The organism is Aureimonas sp. Leaf324, from assembly GCF_001423245.1.
GTDB lineage: Bacteria > Pseudomonadota > Alphaproteobacteria > Rhizobiales > Rhizobiaceae > Aureimonas.
On the sequence record NZ_LMOH01000001.1, the window covers coordinates 346,146 to 372,363 of the forward strand.

23 protein-coding genes are annotated in these 26,218 nt (G+C 66.2%); 8 read left to right on the forward strand and 15 right to left on the reverse strand.

Going from position 1 to position 26,218, the window contains the following annotated elements:
• Window positions 1–14: 14 nt before the first annotated feature.
• From purF to radA, 3 genes are all read right to left on the reverse strand, one after another.
• The gene (purF, locus tag ASF65_RS01675; RefSeq protein WP_055884172.1) at window positions 15–1,490 is read right to left on the reverse strand and encodes an amidophosphoribosyltransferase; all 1,476 of its coding nucleotides are present in this window, start codon (window positions 1,488–1,490) and stop codon (window positions 15–17) included.
• Window positions 1,491–1,645: 155 nt separating this feature from the next.
• Complete coding sequence (locus ASF65_RS01680; protein ID WP_055884175.1) at window positions 1,646–2,281, reverse strand: CvpA family protein; 636 nt, start codon at window positions 2,279–2,281, stop codon at window positions 1,646–1,648.
• 80 nt (window positions 2,282–2,361) lie between these two features.
• Entirely contained in the window at window positions 2,362–3,750 is a 1,389-nt protein-coding gene (gene radA, locus ASF65_RS01685; RefSeq protein ID WP_055884178.1) for a DNA repair protein RadA, read from the reverse strand.
• A 198-nt stretch (window positions 3,751–3,948) separates the two neighbouring features.
• Here radA and poxB point away from each other — a divergent pair, with 198 nt between their 5' ends.
• Window positions 3,949–5,667, forward strand: coding sequence for a ubiquinone-dependent pyruvate dehydrogenase (poxB, locus tag ASF65_RS01690; RefSeq protein WP_055884181.1), 1,719 nt, complete (start codon window positions 3,949–3,951; stop codon window positions 5,665–5,667).
• Between the two features lie 40 nt (window positions 5,668–5,707).
• On the opposite strand, the gene ASF65_RS01695 is transcribed toward poxB, so the two are convergent.
• From ASF65_RS01695 to ASF65_RS01720, 6 genes are all read right to left on the reverse strand, one after another.
• Window positions 5,708–7,192: a replicative DNA helicase gene (locus ASF65_RS01695; RefSeq protein ID WP_055884184.1), complete on the reverse strand. Its 1,485-nt coding sequence runs from the start codon at window positions 7,190–7,192 to the stop codon at window positions 5,708–5,710.
• Between the two features lie 250 nt (window positions 7,193–7,442).
• Entirely contained in the window at window positions 7,443–8,024 is a 582-nt protein-coding gene (gene rplI / locus ASF65_RS01700; protein WP_055884187.1) for a 50S ribosomal protein L9, read from the reverse strand.
• A 23-nt stretch (window positions 8,025–8,047) separates the two neighbouring features.
• Window positions 8,048–8,971, reverse strand: a complete 924-nt coding sequence (locus ASF65_RS01705; RefSeq protein ID WP_055884190.1) for a hypothetical protein — start codon at window positions 8,969–8,971, stop codon at window positions 8,048–8,050.
• Window positions 8,972–9,146: 175 nt separating this feature from the next.
• Window positions 9,147–9,395: a 30S ribosomal protein S18 gene (gene rpsR / locus ASF65_RS01710; protein ID WP_055884193.1), complete on the reverse strand. Its 249-nt coding sequence runs from the start codon at window positions 9,393–9,395 to the stop codon at window positions 9,147–9,149.
• Complete coding sequence (gene rpsF / locus ASF65_RS01715) at window positions 9,395–9,832, reverse strand: 30S ribosomal protein S6 (protein ID WP_055884195.1); 438 nt, start codon at window positions 9,830–9,832, stop codon at window positions 9,395–9,397. The genes rpsR and rpsF overlap by 1 nt, the downstream gene beginning before the upstream one ends.
• Before the next feature lie 269 nt (window positions 9,833–10,101).
• Window positions 10,102–11,817: a GGDEF and EAL domain-containing protein gene (locus ASF65_RS01720; RefSeq protein ID WP_055884198.1), complete on the reverse strand. Its 1,716-nt coding sequence runs from the start codon at window positions 11,815–11,817 to the stop codon at window positions 10,102–10,104.
• A 233-nt stretch (window positions 11,818–12,050) separates the two neighbouring features.
• Between ASF65_RS01720 and fabD the strand changes: the two genes are divergently transcribed.
• The 7 genes from fabD to gmk all read left to right on the forward strand — a co-directional run bounded on the left by fabD (window position 12,051) and on the right by gmk (window position 18,393).
• Complete coding sequence (gene fabD / locus ASF65_RS01725; RefSeq protein WP_055884201.1) at window positions 12,051–12,992, forward strand: ACP S-malonyltransferase; 942 nt, start codon at window positions 12,051–12,053, stop codon at window positions 12,990–12,992.
• Window positions 12,993–13,018: 26 nt separating this feature from the next.
• On the forward strand, window positions 13,019–13,756 hold the full coding sequence (fabG, locus tag ASF65_RS01730; protein WP_055884211.1) for a 3-oxoacyl-[acyl-carrier-protein] reductase: 738 nt from the start codon (window positions 13,019–13,021) through the stop codon (window positions 13,754–13,756).
• 173 nt (window positions 13,757–13,929) lie between these two features.
• Window positions 13,930–14,166, forward strand: a complete 237-nt coding sequence (locus ASF65_RS01735) for an acyl carrier protein (protein WP_055884995.1) — start codon at window positions 13,930–13,932, stop codon at window positions 14,164–14,166.
• Between the two features lie 44 nt (window positions 14,167–14,210).
• The gene (fabF, locus tag ASF65_RS01740; RefSeq protein ID WP_055884215.1) at window positions 14,211–15,476 is read left to right on the forward strand and encodes a beta-ketoacyl-ACP synthase II; all 1,266 of its coding nucleotides are present in this window, start codon (window positions 14,211–14,213) and stop codon (window positions 15,474–15,476) included.
• Window positions 15,477–15,620: 144 nt separating this feature from the next.
• On the forward strand, window positions 15,621–16,769 hold the full coding sequence (gene mltG, locus ASF65_RS01745; protein WP_055884218.1) for an endolytic transglycosylase MltG: 1,149 nt from the start codon (window positions 15,621–15,623) through the stop codon (window positions 16,767–16,769).
• Between the two features lie 47 nt (window positions 16,770–16,816).
• Window positions 16,817–17,707, forward strand: a complete 891-nt coding sequence (locus tag ASF65_RS01750) for a YicC/YloC family endoribonuclease (protein ID WP_055884221.1) — start codon at window positions 16,817–16,819, stop codon at window positions 17,705–17,707.
• Window positions 17,704–18,393: a guanylate kinase gene (gmk, locus tag ASF65_RS01755; RefSeq protein WP_055884224.1), complete on the forward strand. Its 690-nt coding sequence runs from the start codon at window positions 17,704–17,706 to the stop codon at window positions 18,391–18,393. The genes ASF65_RS01750 and gmk overlap by 4 nt, the downstream gene beginning before the upstream one ends.
• A gap of 5 nt (window positions 18,394–18,398) precedes the next feature.
• Here the strand turns inward: gmk and rsmA are convergent, their stop codons facing one another.
• The 6 genes from rsmA to ASF65_RS01785 all read right to left on the reverse strand — a co-directional run bounded on the left by rsmA (window position 18,399) and on the right by ASF65_RS01785 (window position 26,031).
• A complete protein-coding gene (gene rsmA / locus ASF65_RS01760; RefSeq protein WP_055884227.1) occupies window positions 18,399–19,232 on the reverse strand; it encodes a 16S rRNA (adenine(1518)-N(6)/adenine(1519)-N(6))-dimethyltransferase RsmA in 834 nt (277 codons plus the stop codon).
• Window positions 19,229–20,269, reverse strand: coding sequence for a 4-hydroxythreonine-4-phosphate dehydrogenase PdxA (pdxA, locus tag ASF65_RS01765; RefSeq protein ID WP_055884230.1), 1,041 nt, complete (start codon window positions 20,267–20,269; stop codon window positions 19,229–19,231). Before pdxA ends, rsmA begins: the two co-directional genes overlap by 4 nt.
• A 1-nt stretch (window position 20,270) precedes the next feature.
• Complete coding sequence (locus tag ASF65_RS01770; RefSeq protein WP_055884233.1) at window positions 20,271–21,212, reverse strand: peptidylprolyl isomerase; 942 nt, start codon at window positions 21,210–21,212, stop codon at window positions 20,271–20,273.
• 103 nt (window positions 21,213–21,315) lie between these two features.
• Complete coding sequence (locus tag ASF65_RS01775) at window positions 21,316–23,763, reverse strand: LPS-assembly protein LptD (RefSeq protein ID WP_082505104.1); 2,448 nt, start codon at window positions 23,761–23,763, stop codon at window positions 21,316–21,318.
• A gap of 1 nt (window position 23,764) precedes the next feature.
• Window positions 23,765–24,844 (reverse strand): LPS export ABC transporter permease LptG, encoded by a 1,080-nt coding sequence (lptG, locus tag ASF65_RS01780; RefSeq protein WP_055884235.1) that lies wholly within the window; start codon window positions 24,842–24,844, stop codon window positions 23,765–23,767.
• Complete coding sequence (locus ASF65_RS01785; RefSeq protein WP_055884239.1) at window positions 24,841–26,031, reverse strand: LptF/LptG family permease; 1,191 nt, start codon at window positions 26,029–26,031, stop codon at window positions 24,841–24,843. Before ASF65_RS01785 ends, lptG begins: the two co-directional genes overlap by 4 nt.
• Window positions 26,032–26,218 lie beyond the last annotated feature (187 nt).

The window sequence follows — 26,218 nt, forward strand, 5'->3', positions numbered from 1 at the left end:
GCGGGGCAGGCGGCTCAGCCGCTCGCCATCACCGCCAGACGGTGCACGTTGCTCGCCGCTTCCTTGTCCTGGAGGCGGGTCGGGTAGTCGCCCGTGAAATAGTGGTCGGTGAACTGCGGACGGGCGGCGTCGCGATCCGCGCCACCGACGGCGCGGTAGAGACCGTCGAGCGACAGGAAGGCGAGCGAGTCGGCCCCAATGAAGCGGCACATGGCGTCGAGCGAATCGTGCTGGTTCGCCAGCAGCTTCTCGGCGTCGGGCGTATCGATGCCGTAGAAATCCGGGAAGTAGATCATCGGGCTGGCAACGCGGATGTGCACCTCGCGCGCGCCGGCGTCGCGGATCATCTGAACGATCTTCACGGACGTCGTTCCGCGAACGATCGAATCATCGACCAACACGACCCGCTTGCCCTGGATCATCGCGCGGTTCGCCGAGTGCTTCAGCTTCACGCCGAACGCGCGGATCTGCTGGGTCGGCTCGATGAAGGTGCGGCCGACATAGTGATTGCGGATGATGCCGTATTCGAACGGGATGCCGCTCGCCTGTGCGAAACCAAGGGCGGCGGGCGTGCCGCCGTCCGGCACAGGCACGACGACATCGGCTTCCACCGGCGCTTCGGCGGCGAGGTTCACGCCCATGTTCTTGCGCGCGACATAGACGCTGCGACCGCCGACAACCGAGTCGGGCCGGGCGAAGTAGACGTATTCGAAGAGGCAGAGGCGCTCGGGCGGCGGGGAGGGCGCCTTTCGGGCGTCGATCGTGATCGAGCCGTCTGGTTGGATCTCGCAGATGACGACCTCGCCGTTCTCGACGTCGCGCACGTATTTCGCGCCGATGATGTCGAGCGCGCAGGTTTCCGAGCAGAAGATCGGCTTGCCATCGAGGTCGCCCATGACGAGCGGGCGGATGCCGATCGGGTCGCGCGCGGCGATCAGCTTCGTGCGTGTCAGCGCCAGCATCGAGTAGCCGCCCTCGACCTTGCGGATCGCATCGATGAAGCGATCCGAGGAGGACGAGTGCTTGGAGCGGGCGATGAGATGGAGGACCACCTCGGTATCGGACGTCGACTGGCAGATCGCACCGTCGGCGATGAGCTGCCGGCGAAGCGTCAGGCCGTTGGTGAAGTTGCCGTTGTGGGCGACCGCGATGCCGCCGACCTCGAGCTCGGCGAACAGCGGCTGGACGTTGCGCAGCGCGACTTCGCCGGTGGTGGAATAGCGCGTGTGGCCGATCGCGACGAAGCCCGGCAGCTTCGCGAGCGTCGCGGGGTCGGTGTAGTGATCACCGACGAGGCCCATGCGTTTTTCGGTGTGGAACTGCTGCCCGTCGAAGGTGACGATGCCCGCCGCTTCCTGACCGCGATGCTGGAGGGCGTGAAGCCCGAGCGCCGTCAGCGTCGCAGCGTCCGGATGTCCGAGGATGCCGAACACGCCGCACTCCTCGTGCAGCGTGTCGCCGTCGAGTTCGTCGAAGGAGAGCTTGGTCATCACACACCCGTTCTGGCCGCTTCCGGCCCGCTGCCCGGTTCCGCCCGGCATATGGGAACGGCGACCGAATTTCGCGAACAAAAATGCGATCGGCGCGATCGCATCGCGCCGACCCTGCTGTTCCTCCTCCGACCGATGGCGGACGCCACCGATGATCAGTTCGCCGGTGCCTCCGCCGGCTGCTCCTCGCCGTCGCGGATCGCATCCTCGATCGATCCGGGCTGCTCTGCGGTCGGGTTCTCTCCGGCCGGCGCGCCGTCGGCAGCGGGAGCCGGGGTTCCGAAGCGGTCGCGGATCGTCTCCTGCGGATCATCGGGCAGCGCGCTGACGAGGCGGTTGCCGAGTTCGTCGAGGAACGGCTTGGAGCGGGCCTGGGCCACCCAAGGCGGCTGGTTGCCCGACTGAGGCGGGGTCAGCCAGTTGAAGAACACCACGGCGACGACGACAAGCAGCAGCCCCCGCGCCGCGCCGAACAGGAAGCCCAGCGTGCGGTCGATCGCGCCGATGCGCGAGTCGATGATGAAATCGGCGATCTTGAGCGTGATGAACGACACGACGATCAGCGTGCCGAAGAAGATGGCGGCGGCCGAGGCCACCAGCGCGATCTTCTCGTTGTGGATGTAGTTCGACATGAACGGCGTCAGCCGCTCGTAGAACGCATAAGCAGCCGCGGCGGCCGCGATCCAGCTCACGACCGACAGGATCTCGCGGGAAAATCCGCGAACCATCGCCAGTAGCCCGGATACGAGCATGATGGCGATCAGGATCGCATCCAGCAGGGTGACGGTCATTCGTTTTCCGGTCTGGCTTCCATCGGGCGGCACGGCCGACGCCCGCTACCCGTGTCTTACACTGCGAAGACAGTGGAAAATCAAGTCTCCGATTGAAGCTGGCGTCCCGCCACGCGCGCCACGAGGTGCGGCAGGCTCTCGATTTCGTGCGCCGCGACCTCCCGGTTTCGGGGGAGATCGGCGCTCGCCGAGGGCAGGACCGACTGGCGAAACCCGAGCTTCTCGGCCTCCTTCAACCGCTGCCCGGCGTGGGCGACCGGGCGGACGGAGCCCGAGAGGCTGATCTCGCCGAAATAGACGCAGTCGGTCGGAAGCGGTTGTCCCGACAGCGACGAGACGAGCGCGGCCGCGACCGCGAGATCGGCCGCCGGCTCCTGAATGCGATACCCGCCGGCGACGTTGAGGTAGACGTCGTGCTGACCGAGCCGGACGCCGCAATGCGCTTCCAGAACCGCCAGCACCATCGCGAGCCGGGGCTGGTCCCATCCGAGGACCGAGCGGCGCGGCGTGCCGAGCGTCGAGGGGGCGACAAGTGCCTGGATTTCGACAAGCACGGGGCGCGTCCCTTCCATGCCCGCGAAGACGGCCGCGCCCGGCGCCTGCCCATTGCGTTCGCCGAGGAACAGTTCGGAGGGGTTCTGCACCTCGCGAAGGCCGATGTCGCTCATCTCGAAGACGCCGATCTCGTCGGTCGGTCCGAAGCGGTTCTTGACCGTGCGCAGGATGCGGTAGTGGTGGCCGCCTTCGCCCTCGAAGTAGAGGACGGCATCCACCATATGCTCGACGACACGAGGGCCCGCGATCTGCCCCTCCTTCGTCACGTGGCCGACGAGGATCACGGCGGCGCCGCTCGACTTCGCGTAGCGGATCAGCGCCTGGCTGCCGGCACGGACCTGCGTCACCGTGCCGGGCGCCGACTCGGCCATGTCGGTCCAGACCGTCTGGATCGAGTCGATGATCACGAGATCGGGTCGCTTGTCCTGCCCGAGCGTCGCGAGAATGTCCTCGATGTTGGTCTCGGCCATCAGCTGGACGCTTGTATCGGCAGCCTTCAGCCGCTGGGCGCGAAGGCGAACCTGCGCCACCGCCTCTTCGCCGGAAACGTAGATCACCTTGTGCCCGCCGCGCGCGAGCGCCGCGGCTGCCTGCATCAGCAGCGTCGACTTGCCGATGCCGGGGTCGCCGCCGACCAGAAGGGCCGATCCGCGCACGAAACCGCCGCCCGTCACCCGGTCGAGTTCCGCGATGCCCGAGACGATGCGCGGCGCCTCCTCGGTCTCGCCCGACAGCGGCATGAGCGCCGCGGGGCGTCCCTTGCGCTTGGAGCGAAGCGGTCCGCCGCCGATGCCGTTGGTGTCGCTCTCCTCGACGATCGTGTTCCATTCGCCGCAAGCTTCGCACTTGCCCTGCCAGCGGGTGAACACCGAACCGCAGTTCTGGCAGATGAAGGTCGTCTTGTTCTTGGCCATGGGCACCGCGACGTGATCGTTGCCCCGTAGATGGCATGAGAACAAACGGGAAACAAGCATTCCGGCATCATCGCGCGTGCAGGGGGCCGCGTCGTTCGTGGTGCATGGCTGCGTCGCTTGCCGCGCAAGGAACGGTCTCGGAAGGGGGCCGTTCTGACACGGTTCGCGGAAGAGCCGCAGCCGGCGCCGGAGTATGCGATGACCACGATATCCGAGCTCATGATCCAGACCCTCGCGCAAGCCGGCGTCCGACGGATTTGGGGGGTTACCGGCGACAGCCTGAACGCTCTGATTGCGGCGCAGGCGAAGGACGGCCGCATCGATTTCCTCCACGTGCGCCACGAGGAGGCCGCCGCCTTCGCTGCGGGGGCGGAGGCCGCCGCGACTGGGAACCTCGCGGTCTGCACCGGCAGCTGCGGGCCGGGCAATCTCCACCTCATCAACGGCCTCTACGACTGCCAGCGCAATCACGTGCCGGTCCTCGCCATTGCCGCCCAGATTCCGTCGAGCGAGATCGGCCTCGGGTATTTTCAGGAAACCCATCCAACCGAGCTGTTCCGCGAGTGCAGCCATTTCTGCGAGCTGGTGAGCAACCCCCGCCAGATGCCGGAAGTGCTGCACCGCGCGATGCGCACGGCGATTGCCCGCAAGGGCGTGGCCGTGATCGTACTGCCCGGCGACGTGTCGATGCTGGACATCGAAGGCGACGTTCCGACGTTCGCTGCACCCATCCCCGCTCGCCGCGTGCCCGACGAGGCGGCGGTCGGGCAGGCGGCCGGGATCATCAACCTGTCCGAGCGTGTGACGATCCTAGCAGGCGCCGGTACGGCCGGCGCACACGATGCCGTCGTCGCCCTGGCCGACCGGCTGGCCGCACCCATCGTCCACGCCTATCGCGGCAAGGAGCACATGGAGTGGGACAACCCGTTCGACGTCGGCATGACTGGCCTGATCGGGTTTTCGTCGGGTTTTCACGCGCTGATGGAATGCGACGTGCTCCTGATGCTAGGCACCGACTTCCCCTACCGCAACTTCTACCCGAAGGGCGCCAAGGTCATTCAGGTGGACACCGATCCGTCGGCGCTGGGCCGGCGCGTCCCGCTGGATCTCGCGGTCGAAGCCGACGCGGGGGAATTTGCTGCCGCGCTGGCCGAAAGGATCGCACCCGGCCGCGACCGGACGTTCCTCGACGCGGCGCTCGATCACTATCGAAAGGCGCGCAAGGGACTGGACGACCTTGCAACGCCTCGCGGAGTCGGCAAGCCGCTGCATCCGCAGTATGTCGCGCGGCTGGTCAGCGAACTCGCCAGCGAGGATACCATCGTGACCGCGGACGTCGGAACGCCATCGGTCTGGGCCGCGCGCTATCTCCGGATGAACCGACGGCGCCGCCTGATCGGCTCGTTCAATCACGGCTCGATGGCGAACGCTCTGCCGCAGGCCCTCGGCGCGCAGGCGGCCTTTCCCGATCGACAGGTCGTGTCCCTGTCGGGCGATGGCGGTCTCGCGATGCTGATGGGCGAACTGCTGACGGCGGTCCAGATGAAGCTGCCGGTGAAGATCGTCGTCCTCAACAACGGCTCTCTCGGCTTCGTCGAGATGGAGCAGAAAGCGGCGGGCTATCTGCCGACCTATGTCGACCTTCAGAACCCGGATTTCGCGGCCATGGCGCAGACGATCGGCCTGCGCGGCATCCGCGTGTCGGATTCGGAGGCGCTGGAGCCGGCGCTCCGCGAGGCCTTCGCGCACGACGGACCCGCCCTCGTCGACGTGGTGACCGCGCGGCAGGAGCTCTCGCTACCGCCCAAGATCCAGGCGGAGCAGGCCAAAGGCTTCAGCCTCTACATGCTCCGCGCCATCATGTCCGGGCGCGGCGACGAGATCGTGGAACTCGCCACGACGAACCTTCTTCGCTGAGCGATCGTGCCGCCTGCAACGAGGGTCGCGGGCGGCCAGCCTACTCGTATCGCTCGGGCAGGTGGCTCTCCTCGGCGAGATCGGTGAAGCGCGTGAACTCGGCCTGGAAGGCCAGCTGCGCCGCGCCCGTCGGTCCGTGGCGCTGCTTGGCGATGATCACCTCGGCCTTTCCGCGCGCCTCGTTCATCTCCTGCTGCCATTTCATGTGCTCGTCGGTGCCGGGCTTCGGCTCCTTGGCCTGCAGGTAGTATTCCTCGCGATACACGAACATCACGACGTCGGCGTCCTGCTCGATCGAGCCGGATTCGCGGAGGTCGGACAGCTGGGGACGCTTGTCGTCGCGGTTCTCGACCTGACGCGACAGCTGCGAGAGGGCGATGATCGGAACGTGAAGCTCCTTCGCCAGCGCCTTCAGGCCGGTCGTGATCTCGGTGATTTCCTGGACGCGGTTGCCGGCGGTCTTGGCCGATCCCTGCATCAGCTGAACGTAGTCGATCACCATTACGTCGAGCCCGCGCTGGCGCTTGAGGCGCCGCGCGCGTGCCGCCAGCTGGGCGATCGAGATGCCGCCCGTCTGGTCGATGTAGAGCGGCGCCTTCTGCATCATTTCGGTGCAGGCGACGAGCTTGGAATATTCGGCATCGGTGATCGAGCCGCGCCGGATCTTCGACGACGAGACCTCCGACTGCTCGGAGATGATACGCGTCGCCAGCTGCTCGGCCGACATTTCCAGCGAGAAGAACCCGACGACGCCGCCGTTCGCCGCCTTGAACGAGCCGTCGGCCTGCTCGGCGGGCTCGTAGGCCGCCGCGATGTTGAAGGCGATGTTGGTCACCAGCGACGTCTTGCCCATGGCGGGACGCCCGGCGAGGATGATGAGATCGGAATGCTGGAGCCCGCCGAGGCGTCGGTCGAGCTCCCGGATGCCGGTCGAGATGCCCGACAGGCCGCCGTCGCGGTCCTTGGCGGCGCCCGCCATCTCGATGGCCAGCGCCATCGCGTCTTCGAACGACTGGAAGCCGCCGTCGTAGCGGCCCGTCTCCGCCAGCGAGAAGAGCGCCTTTTCGGCGTCCTCGATCTGCTCCTTCGGCTCGGCGTCCACCGGGGCGTCGAAGGCGGCGTTGACCATGTCCTCGCCGATGCGGATCAGCGAGCGCCGGAGCGCCATGTCGTAGACGGCACGCCCGTAGTCGTTGGTGTTGATGATCGTCGTCGCTTCGGCGGCGAGCCGGGCGAGATACTGGGCGACCGTCATGTCGCCGATGCGGTCGTTCGCCGGAAGGAACGTCTTCAGCGTCACGGGCGTCGCGATCTTGCCCATGCGGATCATCGCCGAGCCTTTCGAAAAGATCTCGCGGTGGATCGGCTCGTAGAAGTGCTCCGGCTTCAGATAGTCGTGGACGATGTAATAGGCGTCGTTGTTGACCAGAATGGCGCCGAGAAGCGCCTGCTCGGCTTCGATGTTGGCCGGCGCCTCGCGATAGAGCGGCGCCTCCTCCTCGAATTTGCGTGCGGCTTCCGCCATCGCTCGACCTCGTCGGATTGGGTAAACATTCCTCTTAAACGAGTTGGGTCTTCCGGGCCAACGGTTCGAGGGCGGGGACCTCAAAAACACCGGAGGCAGTGGACTGCCTTGGGACAATCGGTGGACAAGCTGTGGACAGAATCGACCACGGTACCGGTCGTCGAACGAAAAAGGGGCTTCCGGTGGAAACCGGAAACCCCTTTTCTTGCAACAGGCTGCGACGAACGGATCGCTCGTCGCATAAGGCGTATCAGCCGCGGTCGTCCTCGTCCTCGGCGCCTTCCTCGAAGAACTCGCCGCCGCCCGGGACCACGGCATCCTCGTTCTCGCCGTAGATCGCGTCGGCCGAGTTGAGCTTCTCGCCCTTGGCCTGACGCTCCGCCTCTTCCTGCGAACGCGCGACATTGACGTCGATCGTGACCTGCACTTCGGCATGCAGGTTGAGCTTCACCGTGTGGAGGCCGATCGCTTTGATCGGAACGTTCAACTCCACCGAGTTGCGGTTCACGTTGTAGCCCTGCTCCTTCAGGATGTCGGCGATGTCGCGCGCCGAGACCGAACCGTAGAGCTGACCGGTCTCGCCGGCGGAGCGCACGATCACGAGACGCAGGCTATCGAGCTGGTCGGCGACGCCTTGAGCTTCCGAGCGACGCTCGTCGTTGCGGGCGATGAGCGAGGCCTTCTGCGACTCGAACTTGGCGCGGTTCGCCTCGTTGGCGCGGAGCGCGCGGCCGGTCGGCAGGAGGTAGTTGCGGGCGAAGCCGTCGCGCACGCGGACGGTGTCGCCGAGACCGCCGAGGCGGGCGATGCGCTCGAGAAGAATGACTTCCATGGTTTTGTTCCTTTGGTTGAAGGTCAGGTGTTGGATGCGTCCGCCATCCGGTTTCGGGCCGTGTCGAAGACACCGAGAACCAGGAAGGCGAAAAGCGGGATGAAGAGGAGGATGATCGCGCCGTAGGCGGAGAAGAGAACCAGTCCTCGGGCAGGACGGCCGCGCGTGCGACGGTGCATCGCAGCGAGACCGACAAGGGTGAAGCCCATGCCGAACGCGCCGGTCAACACGGCGCCGAGCATGCCGACGGTGCCGGGCGCGAAGGACGCGGCAAGACCCAGCGCGAAGATCGGCAACGCAACCCGCGGCAGCGCGGTGACCGTTGGGACGTCGTCCTTCGGACGGGGCAGGCGGCCGCTGATGCGCGTGATCGCGGCGGCGACGTAGAGACAGCCGATCCAGGTGAGAACCGAGATGATCGGCTGCACGAAGGGGATCGCCGACACCACGAGCTGGACGAAGCTCCGGATCTCCTGTTCGGCCGCGATCGTACCATCCGGCTGCGACAGGAGAGCCTGCGTAACGGCGGCCTCGAGACCGGCGGCATCGTAGCTCATCAGGAGACCAAGCACGACGCAGGTGGCTGCGGCGATGCACAGGATGGCGAAGAGAAGCCGTGAAACCGGATACCAGTCGAGGCCCGCGCCATCGTTTCGGGGGCGGGCGAGCCCGGCCATGTGCCCCACGGCCGCTGCCGGCAGCGCCGATCCGAGCAGCATCGTGATGCCGGACAGGAAGGATCCCATGAAAGCCGCGATCGCGACCGCCGAGGTCGCGGCGGCGATGAAGCCCGCACGGCTGCCCCAGCCGAGGCTCGCGATGAAGATGGGAACGGGAGCCGCGAGAGCCAGCACCACAGCGCCGGGCGACTGGGTCACCACACCGGCGAACAGAAGAGCCGCGGCGACGCCGGCGACCAGTCCGATAGGGAGGGCTGAGAACTGCATGGGCTCGTTTCGCTGTCCTGCCTGCGGCAGTTAGGGGCCGGATCACCCCAACTCGGCTCTCGTCGAACCCCTGAACTCCACCGGCGCCGAACGCGGTGGAAAGGGGGAGGCGGCGGGCTTTCGGCCCGCCGCCTGATCTCTGGTGCGGACGCCCGATCCGGGCGCCGCGCCGTCCTTACTTGAGGACGTAAGGCAGGAGGCCGAGGAAGCGGGCGCGCTTGATCGCCTGGGCGAGGGCGCGCTGGTTCTTCTGCGACACCGCCGTGATGCGGGACGGGACGATCTTGCCGCGCTCGGAAATGTAGCGCTGCAGAAGACGGACATCCTTGTAGTCGATCTTCGGCGAGTCGCCCGACGCGAACGGGTCGGACTTGCGACGACGATGGAACGGACGACGCGTGGGGAGCTGAGCGATGTCGACCATTACGCGGCCTCCTCGTTGCGCGGACGGCGCGGACGATCATCGTCCTCGCGACGCGGACGATCCTCGCGGCGGGGGCGATCGCCACCGTCACGGTCGCCACGGCGCGGACGGTCGTCGCGCTTCTGCATCATCGCGGACTGACCCTCGTCGTGCTCTTCGACGCGGATGGTCATGTAACGCAGGATGTCCTCGTTGAAGCGCATCTGACGCTCCATCTCGTCGACGGCCGCGGACGGCGCATCGATGTTCATCAGCGTGTAGTACGCCTTCCGGTTCTTCTTGATCCGGTAGGTGAGGGTCTTCAGACCCCAATTCTCGACCTTGCCGACCTTGCCGCCATTGGCCTCGATCACGCCGCGGTACTGATCCACGAGCGCCTCGACCTGCTGGCCGCTGATGTCCTGTCGGGCAAGGAAAACGTGCTCGTAAAGAGCCATGGCGTTTGCCTTTCCATCGGTTGCGCATTTGCCCGGCGACAGCGGCTAAGCCTCTGCGACTCTCCTGGTGGCCAAGATGGCCGGGGGCGGAAAGGCGCGTCGATAGAGACGGTCGAGAGCGGGAACACGGGAAGTCGTACAAGGTGCGAACCTTGGCCAAGCGGTCCGAAATGAACCGCCTTCCGTTCAGCCCCCGGCTGACGCACGGGCAATGACGGTGCACGCCTTAGACGAGGACGGTCCCGATGGCAAGCCGCAACCTGCTTGTCTCAGCCCAGACACGCATCGGCGCGAGAGCCCGCGACCGAGACGTTCGGCATCGGCCCACCAGCGAAGTAGGGCCCCTGCGCCCGCATCCGTCCGAACCGCTGCAGCGCGCGCCACTGTCGATCGGTTTCGATGCCGTCTGCCGACATTGCGATCCCGAGGCGCTGGCAGAGCGTCCAGACCGCACCCATCATCGCCTCGGCATCCGCGTCGCCCAGGATCCGTGCCGCCAGTTTCCTGTGGAGCTTCAGACGAGCGACGCCCAGCGATCGAAGATATCCAAGGTCCGGTCGACCGGCGCCGAATTCGGTGATGACGATGCGCACGCCGGTTTCCGTCAAGCGCCGGATCGCGGGCGTCAACGCTTCGCCCAGCGACAGGACCGCACTTTCCGCGACCTGGAGTTCGAGCCGATCCGGGGAGAGGCCATGGTCGGCCAGAACGCGAAGGGTCGCATCGACGATGTCGGGATTCAGCAATGTCGCGGCATCGACCGTCACCGCCACATGGGGGCAGGCTCCGTCAGTCGGATGGTGCTCAACGAACCTCGAGACCGCGTGACGAACCGACCACAGATCCAGAAGGTAGGAAAGACCGGCCTCCCTCGCGAGTGCCCTGAGGCCCTCGGCAGCCAGCGTCTGGCCGGTTCGACCGTTCGTCCACGTCAATTCCGCTTCGACACTCTCGATCTCCCCGGACACGCTGTCGTGCTGCGCCTCGAACGCCAGGTCGATGACATCGTTCGCCATGGCCACGATGAGATCCGCCTGCAGCAGACGCTGGTCGAGCATCGACTGCTCGCGAAGCGGATCGAAGCAGGCGACGTCACCGCGTCCCTGATGCTTCACGTCGTAGAGAGCGATATCGGACGCGCGATGCAGCGCATCCCGGCGGGTCCCGTCCAAAGGTGCGGAGGCGATGCCGACCGAGCAACCGATCGAGATGCGGTGGCCGAGAACCGACATCGGTTCGCCCACCGCCTCGACGATCTGGCGCGCCACCTCGACGGCCGTCTCCCGCGAAAGACCATCGAGCATCACGAAGAACTCGTCGCCGCCGAACCGGAAGACCTGACCGGCGTCGCCCACCGCGGCCCGTATCCGTTCGGCTGCCTGCCGCAGGACCAGATCGCCCATGGCGTGGCCGTGCTGGTCGTTGACCTCCTTGAATCGGTCGAGATCGAGCGCCAACGCGTGGATCTGTCCTTCGCCGGCGGCGAGCCGCTGCTCGACGGCGTCCCAGACCGACTGCAGGAGAGTGCGGTTGCCCAGACGCGTCAGCGGGTCATGGTGCGCCAGAAACTCCGCGTGCTCGGTGGCCCGCTTGAGTTCGGTGATGTCGGTCAGGCTGACGACGAAGTCGGGCTCGTCGGCCCGCGTCAGTTCGGCGACGCTCACCATCACCTGGCGATGGCTGTCCACGCCGGCGACGATGGCTTCAAAGTGATGACCGTGGCGCAGATTGTCTTCGAGCTCCGCGCCATCTGTCGGACAGAACGTTTCGATAAGGCAGGACAGCGCGGCCCCTCCACCGAAAAGGGCTTTCGCGGCTTCGTTGGCGAAGAGAAGCGAAGCATCGCGGCGAAGGACGAGCACGCCGACGGGAACGGTGGAAAGGATTTCGAAGTCGCGGTGGGTGGTCGGGGCCGACACAAGGCCGCGACCATCCCGCCCGGTGTGATCCGTGCGTTCCGTCACTCGATTCGCTCCCTGCTTCATGTTTGTCGTGCCGAGGGATTGCACTCTCGGTCCGGTCCCTAAAGGTCTCGGCGACCGGTTTTGTGCCAACGACTGCCGCAGCGTAAGGGCGCCAGGGTTTCCGGGACCTTAACGCCGGGACGAGCGTTCCATGGACGGCCATGCGTGAATGCGAGCGGCAAGCGGGTGCGTCGCCTTGACAGGCCGCGCCCACCTCCTCACTACGCGACGATGGAACGAAGTGGGAGAAAGCGATGACGCTCGCGGTTGTTTTTCCGGGACAGGGAAGCCAGGCCGTCGGAATGGGCCGCGAACTCGCGGACGCCTTTCCCGAAAGCCGCCGCGTCTTCGAGGAGGTGGACGAGGCGCTCGGCGAGAAGCTCAGCGACGTCATCTGGAACGGCCCGGAAGACCGGTTGACCCTCACCGCCAATGCCCAGCCGGCCCTGATGGCGGTCTCGCTGGCAGCCATGCGGGCGATGGAGGCTCGCGGGTTCGATCTGGGTGCGTCGGCCGACTTCGTGGCCGGTCATTCCCTGGGGGAATATTCCGCGCTCGCCGCCGCCGGCTCGCTCTCGATCGCCGATGCCGCACGGCTCCTGCGAATCCGCGGCGACGCGATGCAGGCGGCCGTCGCGCCGGGCGAAGGGGCGATGGCTGCGGTTCTCGGGCTCGATCATGAGACCCTGCAGTCCGTCTGCGCCGAGGCCGGGCAGGGCGGCGTCTGCCAGATCGCCAACGACAACGGCGGCGGACAGATCGTCATTTCCGGCACGAAAGCGTCGGTCGAGCGAGCCATGGAGGCGGCGCTGGCTGCCGGCGCAAAGCGGGCGATCGCATTGTCCGTCTCGGCGCCGTTCCACTCCATGCTGATGCAGCCGGCTGCCGAGGCGATGCGGGAAGCCTTGAGCGGCGCCAAGCTCGTCTCGCCCCGTGTTCCGCTTGTCGCCAACGTCCTCGCCTCCGCGATCTCCGACCCCGAAGAAATTCGGGCGCATCTCGTCGAGCAGGTCACGGGGCAGGTGCGCTGGCGTGAGAGCATGACCTATCTCGCCGATGCCGGCGTCGATCTTCTTTTCGAAGTGGGTTCCGGCAAGGTCCTGGCCGGTCTTGCCAAGCGCATCGATCCGCGACTTTCGGCGGTCAGCATCGGCAAGCCGGCCGACATCGAGCCGGCGCTGTCGCGCCTCGCCTGACACACTCCAACGCAAGGAAGCGGCACATGTTCGATCTTTCCGGCCGCAAGGCCCTCGTCACGGGCGCCAGCGGCGGTATCGGCGAAGCCATCGCACGCACGCTCCATCAGGCCGGTGCGACGGTCGGCCTCCACGGCACGCGCCGCGAGAAGCTCGATGAACTCGCGGGCTCGCTCGGCGAACGCGTCCATGTGTTTCCGGCGGATCTCGGCAGCCGCGAGGGGCAGAGCGGCCTCGCGGAAGCCGCCGACAAGGAGCTCGGCGGCGTCGACATCCTCGTCAACAACGCCGGCATCACCAAGGACGGCCTGTTCGTCCGCATGTCGGACGACGACTGGGATCGCGTTCTCGAGGTCGACCTCACGGCCGTCTTCCGCCTGACGCGCGCGTTGACCCATCAGATGATGCGCCGCCGCTACGGCCGCATCGTCAACATCACGTCGATCGTCGGCGTCACCGGCAACCCAGGCCAGACCAATTATTGCGCGGCGAAGGCCGGCATGATCGGATTTTCGAAGTCGCTCGCCCAGGAAATCGCGTCGCGCAACGTGACCGTGAACTGCATTGCGCCGGGCTTCATCGAGAGCGCCATGACCGGCAAGCTCAACGAGAAGCAGACGGAGGCCATCATGGGGGCGATCCCCATGCGCCGCATGGGCCAGCCCGCGGAAATCGCTGCTGCGGCGCTCTATCTCGCCTCCGAGCAGGCGGCCTATGTCACGGGCCAGACGCTGCACGTGAACGGCGGCATGGCGATGATCTGAACCCGGCTTGGCCAGCGCGCTTTTGCCATGCTAAGCCGCAGGTCTCGCCGATCTACCGAATCCGCCCACATCTGGCAGATGGGGCTCGGATCAGCACTGGCGGGGTAACGCTTGATTAACGGGACCCCGGCGGCTAACGAAACGGCGAAAGCCATCTCAACAGAGGAATGACCATGAGCGATACCGCTGAACGGGTGAAGAAGATCGTCGTCGAGCACCTGGGCGTCGAGCAGGAGAAGGTCACTGAGAACGCTTCGTTCATCGACGACCTCGGCGCCGACAGCCTCGACACGGTCGAGCTCGTCATGGCGTTCGAAGAGGAATTCGGCGTCGAGATTCCGGACGACGCGGCCGAGACGATCCTCACGGTCGGCGATGCCGTGAAGTTCATCGAGAAGAACAAGGCCTGACATCGGCGGGCGGGCTTGGCCCGCCCTTCATTTAAGAGTTCGGAATGAGACGAGTCGTCATCACCGGCGTCGGAATGGTCAGCCCTCTCGGGGCGGGCGTCGATGTGACATGGAAGCGCCTGCTGGAGGGCCGAAGCGCGGCCCGCCGGGTCGAGACGTTCGACGTCTCGGATCTCCCGTGTCAGATCGCTTGCCAGATCCCGCGCGGTGACGGATCTGACGGCACCTTCAATGCCGATCTCTGGATGGAGCCCAAAGAGCAGCGCAAGGTCGACGATTTCATTGTCTACGCCGTGGCGGCTGCTGCCGAAGCGCTCGACGACGCCGACTGGCATCCCGAAAACTACGACGATCAGTGTGCCACCGGCGTTCTGATCGGCTCGGGCATCGGCGGTCTCGAGGGTATCGAGCGCCATTCCCTCGTCCTCGCCGAGAAGGGCCCTCGGCGGATCAGTCCTTTCTTCATTCCCGGCAGTCTCATCAATCTGGCGTCCGGCCACGTCTCGATCCGCAACGGGTTGAAGGGTCCGAACCATTCCGTCGTGACGGCCTGCTCGACCGGCGCTCATGCGATCGGAGACGCGGCTCGTCTCGTGATGCTGGGCGATGCGGACGTGATGGTCGCCGGCGGTGCGGAATCGCCTGTCGGGCGCTTGTCGCTTGCTGGCTTTGCCGCCTGCCGCGCCCTCTCCACCAGCTATAACGACGACCCGACGGCTGCCTCTCGGCCTTACGACAAAGGACGGGACGGTTTCGTGATGGGTGAGGGCGCCGGCATCGTCGTCCTTGAGGAACTGGAGCACGCGCGCGCTCGCGGAGCCCGGATCTACGCCGAAGTCGTCGGTTACGGACTGTCGGGCGATGCCCATCACATCACGGCCCCGGCCGAAGACGGCGACGGCGCCTATCGCTGCATGAAGGCCGCCCTGAAGCGGGCCGGCATCACAGCCGACCAGATCGACTATATCAACGCACACGGAACCTCGACGCCGCTCGGCGACGAGATCGAACTGCGGGCGATCGAGCGTCTCGTCGGCGACGCGGCTTCGAAGATCTCGATGTCGTCCACGAAGTCGGCGATCGGACATCTCCTCGGCGCGGCCGGTGCCGTTGAGGCCATCTTCGCCACGCTGGCCATCCGCGACAACGTGGCCCCGCCGACGCTCAACCTGACCGACCCATCGGTCGAAACCCAGATCGATCTCGTTCCGCTGAAGAAGCGGGAGAAGCAGATCGACATCGCCCTGTCGAACTCGTTTGGGTTCGGCGGCACCAACGCATCGGTGGTCCTGCGTCGCTTCGAAGGCTGAAGGCAACCGGCTTTCGCCACATTCGGATGCTGCTACCTGCTGAGTGATCCGGCAGTCGGGGCGGCCGTGCCCGCCGGTGATCAGGCCGGGCGGGCGGGCGCGATGAATGGGCGCTCACCTGCAACGGGTACAGGGAGGTCCGCCGTGACCCATGGTTTCGACGAACAGCTTCCGCCAGCCAGCGAGGAGCCGACCCGACGCACCAAGCCGAAGCGCCGATCGCGTCATGCGCGAAACGGCTTCGTCATCCTCATGAATTTCGGCTTCAGCCTCGCGCTTCTCGCGGCCATCGCCGGCGGTCTTGTCTTCTACTGGGGCAAGCAGACCTTCGACAGCGCCGGGCCGCTCCAGACCGAGGCGACCTATCTCGTGAGCCGCGGGGCGGGGCTCGAGAGCATCGCCGCCGGTTTGGAGCGCGCGGGCATCGTCAGCGACGCCCAGGTCTTCGAGTACGGCGTGCGCGTCGCCTCCATGGAAGGCTTGAGCGGGCGCGGCGATACCGGCATCCGAGCGGGCGAATACGCCTTCGCTTCCGGCTCCAGCATGCGCGACGTGATGGACACTCTTCGCAGCGGCAACTCCATTCAGCATGCCGTGACGATCCCCGAGGGCTGGACGATCCAGCAGATCTACGCCCGCCTCCAATCCGACCCGATCTTGGTGGGCGACATGCCGCCGATGGTCGCCGAGGGAACGCTGCTGCCGGAGACCTACACCTTCACGCGTGGCATGACCCGCGCCGCCATGGTCGACCGCATGAAGGAAGCGCAGTCCGAGCTCGTCGAAGAGATTTGGAAGGGCCGGCAGGATGACCTGCCGGTCAAGGACATCGGCGAGTTCGTGACGCTGGCCTCCATCGTCGAGAAGGAAACCGGCATCGCGTCCGAGCGGCCTCATGTGGCCTCGGTGTTCGTCAACCGCCTGCGTGAGGGCATGCGGCTGCAGTCGGATCCGACGATCATCTACGGAGTCTGGGGCGGGGCCGGCAAACCGTCGGACGAGCCGATCCGCCAGTCGCATATCGCCAGCAACAGCCCTTACAACACCTATGTGATCCGGGGTCTTCCGCCCGGCCCAATCGCCAACCCCGGTCGAGCGTCGCTGGAGGCGGTCGCGCATCCGCTGGACACGAAGGACCTGTATTTCGTGGCGGACGGGACTGGCGGCCATGCCTTCGCCCGCACGTTGAACGAGCACAACGCCAACGTTCGCCGTTATCGCGATATCGAGCGCGCCGCTGCCGCGGCGCGGGCAGACGCTGAGCCGGCAGGCGACCCAGCCGTTGCGCAGTAAATCTGCGGCAAACCGGCCCCAGCGGATCGAGGAGCTTTGTTGAGCGCATGCCGGTGAACAGCATGTCGGGGTTCGCCCGCGTCGAGGGCACGACGCGCGGAGCGGACTTCGTCTGGGAAATCCGCTCCGTCAACGGCAAGACGCTGGAGGTTCGGCTGCGGCTGCCGCCCGGCTACGAGGGAATCGAGACGGACGTCCGCCGTATCGTGGCAAGCCGTTTCGGCCGGGGTAACCTTCAGGTTTCGCTCAGCGTCCGCCGTGCGGAAGACGAGGCGCTGCCTTTCGTGATCCATCGCGAGATGCTGGATGCGGTGTTGCGGCTTTCCGGTGAACTCGTCAGGGATGGATACGCGACGCTGCCGTCCGCCGATGGCCTTTTGGCGCTGCGCGGCGTGATCGATGTAGCCGAGCGCGTTCCGAGTCCGGAAGACGACGCCTTGCGCCAGCGGGACGTCCTCGCCGGACTGGAAGACGCGGTGGAGCATCTAGTGGCATCCCGCGCGGCCGAGGGTCGGCAGCTGCAGTCCGTCCTCGAGGACCGTCTGGGCGAGATCGAGCGTCTGGTCGAGGATGCCGAGCGCGATCCGAGCCGACGCATGGATGTCATTCGCGATCGTCTCGCCCGTCAGGTGGCGGAACTGACGCACGCCTCCGCCTCTCTCGATCCGGCGCGGCTCCACGCCGAGGCCGCCCTGATCGCCACGAGAGCCGATATCCGCGAGGAGCTCGATCGCCTCCGGGCTCATCTTCACGCCGCGCGCGAACTTCTGGCGCAGGATGCGCCGATCGGACGCCGCTTCGACTTCCTGGCGCAGGAATTTAACCGGGAATCGAATACGGTGTGCTCCAAGTCCAATGCGGCTTCGTTGACCGCCATCGGCCTTCAGTTGAAGGTCGTCGTCGACCAGCTGCGCGAACAGGTTCAGAACATCGAATGAAACTTCAGGCCGACATCGAGTCCCCCATCCGGATCGCCAGACGCGGACTCATGCTCGTCATTTCGTCGCCGTCCGGGGCCGGGAAATCGACCATCGCGCGCAGCCTGCTCGAGCAGGACACCCGCTTTTCCCTGTCGGTCAGTGTGACCACCCGCACGCGTCGCCCGAGCGAGATCGATGGCGTGCACTACCACTTCATTTCGCGGGACGAGTTCTTCCGCCTGCGCGACGGCGACGCCTTGCTTGAATGGGCCGAGGTTCACGGCAATCTCTACGGCACCCCGCGCGAGGCTGCCGAGAAGGCGATGCGGGACGGGCGCGACATGTTGTTCGACATCGACTGGCAGGGCGCGCTTCAGCTGCAGGAGAAGGCGAAGGCCGACATCGTGTCGATCTTCATCCTGCCGCCGTCGATGGAGGAGCTGAAGTCGCGCCTTCTGCGTCGCGCCGAGGATTCCAGCGATACGATCGCGATGCGCCTGCGCAATGCCAAAGTCGAGATCGAGCGCTGGCGGGACTACGAGTATGTCGTGATCAACGACGATCTCAACCGCGCGTTCTCCGCTGTCCAGTCTATCGTCAATGCCGAGCGTCTGCGGCGGGATCGGCGTCCCGGCCTCTTCGACTTCACCTCGGTCCTTCTGGAACAGGCGTCCGCTGATATCGGCAAGCTCGACGGGATCTGATCGCGTCAGCCGGTCAGTGCGTTGGCGAGACGAACGAACTCCTCAACCGACAGCGTTTCGGCGCGCCGCGTTGGATCGATTCCCGCGCGATCCAGGAGCGCCTCTCCCCCGACCGGCTTGACGCTCTGCCGAAGCATCTTGCGGCGCTGGCCGAAGGCGGCGGCCGTCACGCGTTCGATGTCGGCGAGACGAGCAGCAAGGGGGGCGGGCTTCGGCACGATGCGAACGATCGCCGACGTGACCTTCGGCGGCGGTGTGAACGCCTCGCGCGAGACGTCGAAGAGAATTTCCGCGTCGCAGCGCCATCCGCACAGGACACCGAGGCGCCCGTAATGGTCGTCGTCGGGACCGGCGACGATCCGCTCGGCGACCTCCTTCTGGAACATCAGCGTCAGATCCGTCCAGCGCGGCGGCCAGACCGGAACCGTGATCCAGTTGAGAAGCAACTGCGTGCCGACATTGTATGGCAGGTTGGCGACGATCTTGAACGGCCCGTCGGTCAGGTCCGCGGGATCGATCGCCAGCGCATCGCCTTCGACCACCTCCAGCCGACCGGGATAATGGGCGGCGATCGCCTCCAGCGCCGGAATGCAGCGCGGGTCCTTTTCGATCGCGACGACCTTGCCGGCGCCATTCGCCAGAAGCGCCCGCGTCAGACCGCCCGGGCCGGGGCCGACCTCCACCACGGTCGTGCCGTCCAGCGGTGCGGCCTGCCGTGCGATGCGGCCCGTCAGGTTGAGATCCAGAAGGAAGTTCTGCCCCAGTGCCCTGCGGGGATCGAGTCCGTGCGCTTCCAGCACCTCGCGCAGCGGCGGCAGCCCATCGAACGCTACGCTCACGCCGGCGAATCCTCGACCGCATCGCCGATGCCCGCCATGCGTCCTGCGAGGCGGAGGGCAGCGATGAAGCTGTTCGGTCGCGCCGTGCCGGTTCCTGCAAGGTCCGCGGCGGTGCCGTGATCGGGCGACGTCCGAATGATGGGAAGGCCGAGCGTCACGTTGACGGTCTCGTCGAAGGCGAGGGTCTTGGCGGGGATCAGCGCCTGATCGTGATACATGCAGACGGCGACGTCGTAACGCGCGCGGGCTTCGGGATGGAACATCGTGTCGCCCGGCAGCGGGCCGACAACTTCGAACCCTTCCGTTCTCAGGATCTCGACCGCCGGACGGATGACCGCCTCGTCTTCGCGACCGATCGCGCCACGCTCGCCGGCGTGCGGATTGAGGCCCGACACCGCGAGGCGCGGTCGCTCCAGCCCGAAGCGGAGGCTGAGATCGCGGGCCACGATGCGAGCGGTCGAAAGGATGAGTTCGCAGGTCAGCGTCGCCGGAACGTCGGCCAGCGGAATGTGGATGGTGACGGGCACGCAGGAGAGGTCCGGCCCCGTTAGGAGCATGACGGGCTGGCATGCCCGGCCTGTGAGGCTCGCGCAGAGATCGGCGAGATACTCCGTGTGGCCGGGATGGCGGAAGCCGGCGTCATAGAGCGCCTTCTTGTCGATCGGGTTGGTAACGATGGCCGCCGCCGCACCGTCGAGGACGAGACGCGTCGCCCGGTCGATCGCCTCGATCGTGCCGGCCGCGTTGGCGGGATCGGGTCGGCCCGGCGCTTCGGAATGCGGGTTGACGAGCGGCAGGATGTCGAGGAACCGCCCATCGGCGCCGGACTCGTCCGGACTGCCGATGGTCCGCACCTGAACGTCGAGAGCGAGGCGTTCAGCTCGGCGGGCCACCATCTCGGGATCGGCAAGCAGGAAGAAACGGGGGAGGCCGAGAGACTGGCGGCGCTGAAAGGCCGCCAGCGTGATGTCGACGCCGACACCGGAGGGCTCGCCGACCGAAACGGCCAGCGGAAGGGAACTCGACGGGAAGGACACCTCAGCGACGAACGATCGTCGCCTTGTCCTTCAGCTTGTTCAGGTAGTCCTTGTCTGGCTCCTTCTTGCCCATGGCGGCGAGATCCTTTTCCTGGAACACCATGGCAGCCACCTGATCGTCCGACACCGTCCGCGTGTCGCAGACGCCGATCAACTCGACACCGCGCTCGGTCGCCTGCGGCTTGGTCGCGCGGCCGCGGGTGGTGTTCATAATGTCGTCCTTCCAGCGCGGCGGAAGTTCCGGCTCGGCGACCCGGCCGAGGTCGCGCACGGTCACGTCGCGCAGGCCTCGTGCCGTCTCATAAGTCGCCTGGCAATTGGTGAAGCGCTGGCGAAGATTGTTCGCTTCCGACATGCGACGGTCGAGCTGCGAGCTCCGCTTGTCGTTGGGAACGACGAAGATGACCTGCTGAAGCGAGTATTCCGTGACCTTCGGCTTCGCGCCGCCCTCTTTCAGCATGCGCGCGACGACGTCCTGCTCGGACAGCCGTTCGGTCTGGCGGACGTTGGCGATTACGGCCTGGCCCCAGCCCATCTGGACACGGATGTAATCCTTGAAGCCCTTGGCCGAAAAGCCGGCGCGAGAAAGGACCTCGGTCAACTGGGCTTCGGTCAGCTTGTTGTCCTTGGCGAAACGGCCGAAGGCTTCGTCGATCGCCGCGTCGGGAATGCTGATGCGGCGGCGCGCGATTTCCTGCCGCTTGATCGCTTCGTCGATCAGTTCGTTCGTGGCCGCCTCGGCGCCGCCCGGGGCCCGGCGCAGCTTCAGGAAGGCCGCTCGCTGCTGGATCTGGTAGGTGGTGATCGGCTGCTTGTTCACGACAACCTTGATCTCGGACTCGGCGAAACTCGGCGAGGAGAAGGTGGCGGTCGCGGCCAGCGCGAGGGGCGAGGCGAGCAGCGAACAGACCGCGAGTCGGACGGTGAAGTTACGTGCGATCATGGTCTCTCGTGTCTCCCGATTTCCGCCAGCGGGCCCAACGGCCAACGCGCTCGACGCTTGGCTAGCGTCGAGCTTTGGCGAAACAATGGTCTTCTAGCCGCAATCAGCCGCCGCTTCCAAGCCCGAAACCGAAATCTGCGTCCACAAGCGTGCGCAGCGCAAGCTTGAACATCAGCTTGGACTCCGACGACTGCAGGTTGTAGCGGTCGTTGGTGTTCTGGTATTCGGCGATCAGGCTGAAACATTCGTCGGCATAGCCGACGCCGAAGGACCGGTTGATCACCGCCTCGTTCTCGATGTCGTAGGAGATCGAGCCGAAGGTGCGGATCTGGTCGGTGACCTTCAGCGATGCCGAGGTCGTGACCTGGTGGCGATCCTCCGGGAAGCTGTAGATCGGCTGGGCGCCGATCAGAGAGTAGGTCACGGCGGTATCGAGCCGGCCGACGGTGACGCCGGCCATCACGTCGGCGCGGTTCACGTCGAGCGTTTCCTCGTCGAAGCGTCCCTGCGCGCCGAGGCTGATTCCGTAGGGCGTCGAGAGCGAGACGGCGGACACGTAGTCCGACCGGTCGGTCTCGAGACCGGAATCGAAGCCGACGAGCGCGTAGTCGAGCTGGGCGTAGGGGTTTTCCCCGGCGAGGTGGAACGACTGCCCGATCAGCGCATCCAGCGAGTAGCCCGCGCCGAAGACGCCGCTGTACTGGACGCCGACATTGGCGCGCGTGCCGCCCTCGATCCGGTCGTAACCCGAGAACTTGTCCTCATCGAAGAGATTGGCCGCATTGAAGACGAGGCTCTGGGCGTCCTCGTTCGGCAGGCGGCCCGCATCCATCTCGTTCGGGCGGACGAGCAGCTGCGCGATCGGCGTGATGACGTGCTGCGTGTTCGCGGTCTCGATCAGGTAGGGGTAGCGAGCTTCCAGCCCCGCCTTCGCCATCGCGCGGCCGCCGGCCTCGTCCACCTCGACGCCGCCAAGGCCGAGCGCGCTGCCATCGGCGTAGCCGAACTGGCTCATGTCGGCGCGGTAGAGGTCGCCGCGACCGGAGAGCGAGGGCGTGATCTGAAGACCCGCGTCGGTCGTGTAGGTCCGGCGCCAGCGGGCGTCGAAGGTCGCGCGCGAGTAGTCGCCTTCCAGTCCGTTGCGCCGGAAATAGTCGGTGCGGAACGGGAAGCCGTTGCCCTGCTCGCAGATGCCCGAGACGGTGAACTCGCTCTGGCAGATCAGCAGGAAGCCGGGGCTGGACGCGTTCCGCGTGAGGTTCGTCACGTTGACGTTGTATTCGAGCTGGCCGCCGAGGACCGGGTTTTCCTCGATCCGCTGATAGTCGAGCGTCGGCCAGACATAGGGCTGCACGCGGTCGGTCAGCGTGTTCTCGGTCTGGACGTCGAACTTCTGGCCTCGCAGGTCGAAGAAGCTCTGGTCGCCGAGGCCGGTCAGGTAGACCTCGGACGTCCGATAGATCTGCGAGAAATTCTCGATCTCGTAGACGTTCGAGAAGTTCGGATCGGTCTGGGCAAGAATGTCCCAGCCGAACGTCCAGCGATCGTTGAGAGCGAAGCGGCCCGTCGTTCCGACCATGCCCCGCGCGTCGTCCACTGAATCGGCGAAGCTCGTGACGTTGTCCGACCGGAAGTCACCGAAGCGCTCGGGGTTGGCCTGGCTGATGCCCGCCGTCTGCAGGGTGATGTAGCCGTTCTCGAACGCCTTGCGGTATTCGGCCTCGGCGAGGAAGCCCTGCTTGGTGAAGTAGGTGCCGGCGATCGTCGCGTCGGAGGAGTCGTCGATCGCGAAATAGTAGGGGATGCGGACGCCGAAACCGGTCTTGTCCGACGACTTGAAAGAAGGCGCGAGGAGGCCGCTCTGCCGCTTCACCGTCGGGTCCGGCGAGGCGAAATAGGGGAGGTAGGCGAGCGGCTTTCCGAACAGCTCGAAGCGCGCGCCGTAGTAGCGGATGACCTTGGCGTTCTGGTCCCAGACGATGCGCCGCGCCTTCACCTGCCACAAGGGCGGGCGGTCGGGGTGCTTCTCGCAGGCCTCGCAGGCGGTGTAGATGCCGCGCTCGAACGTCGTCACCGCACCGTCGCGGCGGACGGCCTGACCGGCGGCGAAGCGCGTGTTGTCCGGCGTCTCGATGCGCAGTGCCTGGACGAAGCCGTTGGCGAAGTCGTCGGTGACATCGATCGAATCGGCATAGATCCGGTTGCCTGTCGGCTCGATCAGTTCGACGTCGCCGGAGGCCACAAGCCTCCGGCTAGCCTGATCGTAGAGGATGTCCTTCGCCACGAGCTTGTAGGGGCCGTAGTCGATCTGGACACCGCCGGCCGCGCGCACGACCTGACGGTCGCTGTCGTAGGTGACGGTATCGGCCTCCAGGAACAGCTGTGTTCCTTCGGGCACCGAGACCGAGCCGCCGAGTTGCCCGAGCGAAGCTTGCGCCAGCGCAGGCGAAGCCGAGGCGAGGGCGGCCACGGCCACACCCGCCAACAGAGCGCCCTTCGCCTTCGACCAGCCCCCGGTCTCGGCACGGCGCGGGTTCCCCCTCGCTGTCATACTAACCATCCTCCTGATGGAGCAGGATCGTCGTCCCGAACAATCCTGCCGCCACGACCGGGAACCACGCCGCGATGACGGGCGGAACCACGGAATTGCTTCCCAGCGCCTGCGCGAGGAAAGTAACGACGTAAAGCACGAAGCCGGCCGCGATGCCACTGACGATCATGCGTCCGGACTGGCCGATGCGCGTGTAGCGCACAGCCACGGTTGCGGCGACCAGCACCATCGCCACGAACAGCGCAGGCCTTGCAATCAAGGCGTTCAGCCGCATCGCAAAGGCATCGGCGTTGTAGCCGAGGCTGCGGGCGACCTCGATCTTGGGCGCGAGTTCCCAGATGGAGATCGTCTCCGGATCGGCGAGCCGCTGCTCGATGTATTCGGGCAGGAGTGTCGTCGGGATCACACGCTCACCCTCGTTGACGGGGGGCGATCCGATTCGGGTGACGCTCGCGTTCTCGATGTGCCAGGCGCCGTCGCGAAGGTGCGCGACGGGCGCGTCGATGCGCTCGCGCACGACACCCTCGCCGTCGAGCAGGAAGGCGGTCACGCTTCCGAGCGTCGCACCGCGATCGGCCACGATCTTGGCGCCGATGATCGACTCGACGCCGTTGCCGTTCTGGCGCAGCCAGGGCGCACGCTCGGTCGTCGTCTGCATCGACCCGGCATTCTCGGTCTGAAGCTGTGCGGCCTTGCCCTGCGCAAACGAGGCGAGAGGGTTGTAGATCGCGACCGACACGACGCCGATGAGGAAGGCGCCGGCGATGAACGGCGCCAGCATCTGCCAAACCGACACGCCTGCCGCGCGGGCGACCACGAGCTCCATCTTCCGGTTCAGCGAAACCAGCGTGAAGATCGCCGAGAAGAGGACGATGAACGGGAAGGCCTGCTCGATGAAGGCGGGCACGCGCAGCGCCGAGATCGTGGCGATCGTGTCGAAGCCGACGTCGCCGGGAAGGCCGCGGCGGCTGACCTCGATCATGTCGACGAGATAGACGAGCGCGAACACCGCGACGAACGTCGACAGGAAGCTGACGAGGAAGCGGCGAAAGAAGTAGAGGTTCAGCGTCCACCGCGTCATGCGCCGGCCGCCTTTCCGTTGCGGCTGCTCGGGATCAGGCGCCGGAGGTGGGCGCCCAGCCAGAGCATCGCGTCGCTGACGGCCCGCACGGCCCGCGTCTCGCTGACATTGACGTTGCGCCACAGGAGCACGAGGTCGAGCGCGATCGCGCCGAGCGGCAGGCCATAGGCGAGCGCCACGTAGCGCGGGTCGTCGCTCACGAGCGAGAGAGCGACGAAGCCCCCCGCCTTGAGAAGAAGCGACCCGCCGAGCCCGAGCGCCATCGCCGGGCCCGGACCTTGGCGATTGGTGCGGGGGTGTCCTGCCACGACAAGCGCCCAGAGCGCGAAGGCGATGGGATAGAGCCAGTCGGTCCGGCGCTGGGCCAGCTCTTCGGTGAAGCGGTTGGGGTGAAGCTGGTAGACGCGATCGTTGGGATCGGGATTGAGAAGCTCGCGCGTCGAGCGCTCGGACATGCGCACCCAATCGCGCGTTTCGATCGGCCGCAGGTTGGCGAGGTCGAAGGCGTAAGTCTGGAATTCGATGATCGATACCGAGCCGTCGCTGTTGCGCTTGCGGTGAAGCTGTCCGTCATCAAGCACGAGGTAGGACTGCCCCTCGCGCTCCACGATCGATGCTTCGCGGGCGAAGTAGGTGAGATCGAGCGTCGGGTCGCGGGTGTCGGCGAGGAAGAGGCCGCGCACGTTCGGCCCGCGCGCCTCGTCGATGCTCATGATCAACCCGTCCTGCACCTGCTCGAAGCGTCCGGGCTGGAGGAAGAGGCTGATCGCGTCGGCATTGATGGAGCGGATGCCGTTCTGGAACGCGCTGGAGGCGGCGGGGCCGACGACGTGGGAGTTGAAGAGGATCAGTCCGGCCGCGACGGCCGCGAGGATCATGAGCGGTTTGGTGATGACGCTTCGCGAGCCGCCGGACGCCGCGATCACGGCCCGCTCGGAATCGGCGTTCAGCGAGTTCAGCGTCTGCACCGCGCCGATCAGAAGCGCGAAGGGCAGGACCCCGGCGGCGAGATCCGGCATCAGCATCAGGGCGATCCAGAAGATGTCGCCCGCAGCCGTCGCCGTCGTGCGCACGATATCGAGCCGCTGCAGGACCTGCACGATCCAGACGATCAGAACGAGCGCCGTGAGCGAGCCGGCCGTATAGGCCAGGGCTCTGCGGAAGATATATCGTTCGATCAGCTTCATGCCGTGGTCGTCTCGACAGTCCCGTTCAAACCGCCGTTCTCCGGCGCGGTACCGAACCGCACGGTTCGACATACTAGGCCGCCGTAGACTGAGCCAGCTTGGCTAAAGAAGGGCGAACAAACGTGGTTAACGCTTTGTCTTCCCCGGCACGACCCTTGCAATGCAACACTCCGTCACCAGAATGACG

Coding starts and splice junctions, on each gene's coding strand:
- purF (WP_055884172.1), bottom strand. CDS start 1,490: ATGACCAAGCTCTCCTTCGACGAACTCGACGGCGACACGCTGCACGAG.
- ASF65_RS01680 (WP_055884175.1), bottom strand. CDS start 2,281: ATGACCGTCACCCTGCTGGATGCGATCCTGATCGCCATCATGCTCGTA.
- radA (WP_055884178.1), bottom strand. CDS start 3,750: ATGGCCAAGAACAAGACGACCTTCATCTGCCAGAACTGCGGTTCGGTG.
- poxB (WP_055884181.1), top strand. CDS start 3,949: ATGACCACGATATCCGAGCTCATGATCCAGACCCTCGCGCAAGCCGGC.
- ASF65_RS01695 (WP_055884184.1), bottom strand. CDS start 7,192: ATGGCGGAAGCCGCACGCAAATTCGAGGAGGAGGCGCCGCTCTATCGC.
- rplI (WP_055884187.1), bottom strand. CDS start 8,024: ATGGAAGTCATTCTTCTCGAGCGCATCGCCCGCCTCGGCGGTCTCGGC.
- ASF65_RS01705 (WP_055884190.1), bottom strand. CDS start 8,971: ATGCAGTTCTCAGCCCTCCCTATCGGACTGGTCGCCGGCGTCGCCGCG.
- rpsR (WP_055884193.1), bottom strand. CDS start 9,395: ATGGTCGACATCGCTCAGCTCCCCACGCGTCGTCCGTTCCATCGTCGT.
- rpsF (WP_055884195.1), bottom strand. CDS start 9,832: ATGGCTCTTTACGAGCACGTTTTCCTTGCCCGACAGGACATCAGCGGC.
- ASF65_RS01720 (WP_055884198.1), bottom strand. CDS start 11,817: ATGAAGCAGGGAGCGAATCGAGTGACGGAACGCACGGATCACACCGGG.
- fabD (WP_055884201.1), top strand. CDS start 12,051: ATGACGCTCGCGGTTGTTTTTCCGGGACAGGGAAGCCAGGCCGTCGGA.
- fabG (WP_055884211.1), top strand. CDS start 13,019: ATGTTCGATCTTTCCGGCCGCAAGGCCCTCGTCACGGGCGCCAGCGGC.
- ASF65_RS01735 (WP_055884995.1), top strand. CDS start 13,930: ATGAGCGATACCGCTGAACGGGTGAAGAAGATCGTCGTCGAGCACCTG.
- fabF (WP_055884215.1), top strand. CDS start 14,211: ATGAGACGAGTCGTCATCACCGGCGTCGGAATGGTCAGCCCTCTCGGG.
- ASF65_RS01750 (WP_055884221.1), top strand. CDS start 16,817: ATGCCGGTGAACAGCATGTCGGGGTTCGCCCGCGTCGAGGGCACGACG.
- gmk (WP_055884224.1), top strand. CDS start 17,704: ATGAAACTTCAGGCCGACATCGAGTCCCCCATCCGGATCGCCAGACGC.
- ASF65_RS01770 (WP_055884233.1), bottom strand. CDS start 21,212: ATGATCGCACGTAACTTCACCGTCCGACTCGCGGTCTGTTCGCTGCTC.
- ASF65_RS01775 (WP_082505104.1), bottom strand. CDS start 23,763: ATGACAGCGAGGGGGAACCCGCGCCGTGCCGAGACCGGGGGCTGGTCG.
- lptG (WP_055884235.1), bottom strand. CDS start 24,844: ATGACGCGGTGGACGCTGAACCTCTACTTCTTTCGCCGCTTCCTCGTC.
- ASF65_RS01785 (WP_055884239.1), bottom strand. CDS start 26,031: ATGAAGCTGATCGAACGATATATCTTCCGCAGAGCCCTGGCCTATACG.